Source organism: Gilliamella sp. Choc4-2, assembly GCF_001690355.1.
GTDB lineage: Bacteria > Pseudomonadota > Gammaproteobacteria > Enterobacterales > Orbaceae > Gilliamella > Gilliamella apicola_A.
On record NZ_LZHG01000067.1, the window covers coordinates 1 to 3317 of the forward strand.

General features: G+C 33.9%; 2 protein-coding genes. Both read right to left on the reverse strand.

The window, feature by feature from the left end; translation table 11 throughout:
* Positions 1 to 26 precede the first annotated feature (26 nt).
* On the reverse strand, positions 27 to 2624 hold the full coding sequence (locus A9G34_RS09235; RefSeq protein WP_065569532.1) for an autotransporter outer membrane beta-barrel domain-containing protein: 2598 nt from the start codon (positions 2622 to 2624) through the stop codon (positions 27 to 29).
* A 339-nt stretch (positions 2625 to 2963) separates the two neighbouring features.
* Positions 2964 to 3317, reverse strand: a 354-nt coding sequence (locus A9G34_RS09240) for an autotransporter outer membrane beta-barrel domain-containing protein (protein WP_081295310.1), incomplete at its 5' end; no start/stop codon positions are given.

Here is a 3317-nt window from a genome sequence, read left to right on the forward strand (position 1 = left end):
TTTTTTTATTGAGTTTTTTTAAATTATTAGAATGAATAGTTCAAACCTATTTGCGCACCAAGTTGACGGTAGTTGTTGCTACCAAATCGGCTGTCTAATTGAGCATAGCTACTGAGGGATTTGGTTAAATTACCATTCACACCCACTTTTAATTCAATATAATTTTTACTCATGTCTGATTCAACATGTTTACCATTAATTTTTGCTTCCGGTGAAGAAGAATCATACAACCAGTTGGCTTCTATAAATGGTAATACTCCATAGCCTTCTTTAGTGCTTTGACCATAGAATCTTGCACCTAAACGCATTTGTACTCCATCACCATTAACATTACTTACTTCGCCTTGTGTGCCTAACTTAAAGTTGTGGCTGTCTGACCAAGTATAGCCTAACTGAGCATGTGGTTCAAGTAACCAATTCTTAACTAAACCTTCATGAAGAACTAAACCATAACCAGCTTCCGCTGATACTGTAATTGCCTTCCCATTATAATGACTTGAGAAGTGTCTTATTTCCGACAAATATGTTGAATTGTTATTTTTAAACCAGCTGTATTGAGCCCAAGTATCAACATATAAACCTGCGCCATTTACTTGGTCATTCCAATTACCATAAACACCTAAGTTATAACCAGTAACTCGTCCGTCCCCTTTACGTACGCTGTGTTTTTGATTGGTATCTGTTGAACTATGGCCATAACCACCATAAACACCAACTTTAAATTGCTCTTGTGATAATACATCCACACCCATTTCTATTACTGAGGTTCGAATGTTTACTGATTGTTTGCCTCCAAATAAATCACTTTGTGCGCGGTTATATTTGTAACTCATCCAAACATTTGATTCAGGTACATAAATTGAAGTATCTCTATCATGTGCACTGTGACGGAACATATTTAACGACGCCATATGATTGGCAAAAACTGAACCTGCAACAGGCGATTTATGGACATTTGAAAATGCATTAGTGTATTTTATTAATAAACGACCATAAGCATCCCAATCAAAAACGTAATCCAAAGCACTATCTGGTTTTTCTATAACATGCCATTCTGATTCGTCATCTCCATTAACTTCAACAAAATCTATTATTTCACCTTCTTCAATATTTTTGCCGTTAATTTCTACAATATTAATATTTGTCTTACCAGTTGCGTTACCCGTTACTATCATTTTATCTGATTGTTTTTTGGCAACATCGGCATAGATATTTAGCTGACCATTTTCACCATGGTAATCTCCATTTACTGTTAATACTGTATTTGCTGAATTTTTACCTAAATCAATAGTTCCAGCATTAACTACATTACCGACTGTTTGATTATGATTATTTAAATTTAATGAACCACCTTTACCAATATTGTAATCAGAATTAGGGCTAAATACATTTTCACCATTTGCATTCAAAGAACCACCGGTTATATTGGTTTTTCCTTTATAAGTATGTTTACCATTAACAAAGTTATCGCCTGAAACAACGTTAACGTTACCTTCACCGTCAATATCCCATAGTACTTGATAATCTTTATCGGTATGGTTAAAATTTAATTCGCCATCATCTTTTAAAGTGATAATAGGTGTATCAATCGTACCTGCTTTTTCTGCTGCTTTACCAACAGCACCACCGATATTTACTGCACCACCTTTTTCGATAAGTATACCTTCATTATCACCATTAGCATCATCTTTGACTTTCATGGTTGCATTATTAGATACAGTTATCTCACTTGTTAAATCAGTTTTGGTGTGATTAAACACTTTTACTTTTTTCGTGGCATTTAATTGTGACCCTTCACCATCAACTAAAATTTTACCATGTCTAACAATTAATTCTTTATAAGCGTCTCCATCTTCAACATTCAGACTTCCGCCATTAGTAATATTGATTTCACCATAACCTTTCTTGTTTGTATTTTGAGTTCCAAGCCTCAGACCTGTAGAATTGAAAGCAGAGCCTTGGCCATCAATATTTATGATTGCATTTCCATCTTCATTACCTATAAATGTACCTCTAGAAGAATTAACTACGCCTCTATCAAGTATATTAATTACAGCATTACCATCATTAGCTATACTTATATCATGACGTTGACTTAATACACTACCGTTACCTGATATAGTTACTTTTGCATTAGAGCTACTGTCATACGCAACACTCGTTGAAACCCATCCAGTATTTGTAAAAGTGCCGCCGTTTGTGATTAAAATATCAGCATCGCCACCCCCCCCTAAATAAACACTACCCACAGTACTGGTAAGATGCCCATTATCAAGTATTAATTTACCTGAACTTCCTTCATTTTTCCCTACCATAATTCTCTGCGTTGTAAGTGAACCTTGATCACTAATAGTCAAGCTTCCTATACCATCCATACCTACAAAATGTTGATCATTGCTCACCCCACCTTGAATTGTTCCAGAGCCGTCACCTTTTATTGTTTCATCCGATTCTATTGGTATTATTGCCGCTAAAGCACCACCTGCAATAAATGTTGATATAGCACCTACTACAGCTGTTTTAATTAGTAAAGATTTTGCTTTTTTTCCTCTACCTTTAGCTAATTCAGATACAGCCAGGCATTTTCCCTGCCGATTTTTTATAACTTTATAAATTTTATTCATTTACTTTTTCCTTTCTTTTCTTAAAAATTAAACATAATTTCTGATAACAGCAAAAATTATGCGACCCACATTATCGAATGAATTAATTAATCAATCAATATCTAATTGGTCATTCTTGACTTTAAAATAACCTGATTTAACTCTTTTATTAAATTAACATCAAACAGAAGGAACACTTAATTACTTATATGCTTCATTTGCTCAGTAACAAAGCTTCATTAATCATGATAATGTCAGAGATAATATTAATTATTATTTTAATTAGATGAGTTATTTAATATAGATAAAAAAACAGCACCAATTAAGTGCTGCTTTTTTTTATTGAGTTTTTTTAAATTATTAGAATGAATAGTTCAAACCTATTTGCGCACCAAGTTGACGGTAGTTGTTGCTACCAAATCGGCTGTCTAATTGAGCATAGCTACTGAGGGATTTGGTTAAATTACCATTCACACCCACTTTTAATTCAATATAATTTTTACTCATGTCTGATTCAACATGTTTACCATTAATTTTTGCTTCCGGTGAAGAAGAATCATACAACCAGTTGGCTTCTATAAATGGTAATACTCCATAGCCTTCTTTAGTGCTTTGACCATAGAATCTTGCACCTAAACGCATTTGTACTCCATCACCATTAACATTACTTACTTCGCCTTGTGTGCCTAACTTAAAGTTGTGGCTGTCTGACCA

Coding starts and splice junctions, on each gene's coding strand:
- A9G34_RS09235 (WP_065569532.1), bottom strand. CDS start 2,624: ATGAATAAAATTTATAAAGTTATAAAAAATCGGCAGGGAAAATGCCTG.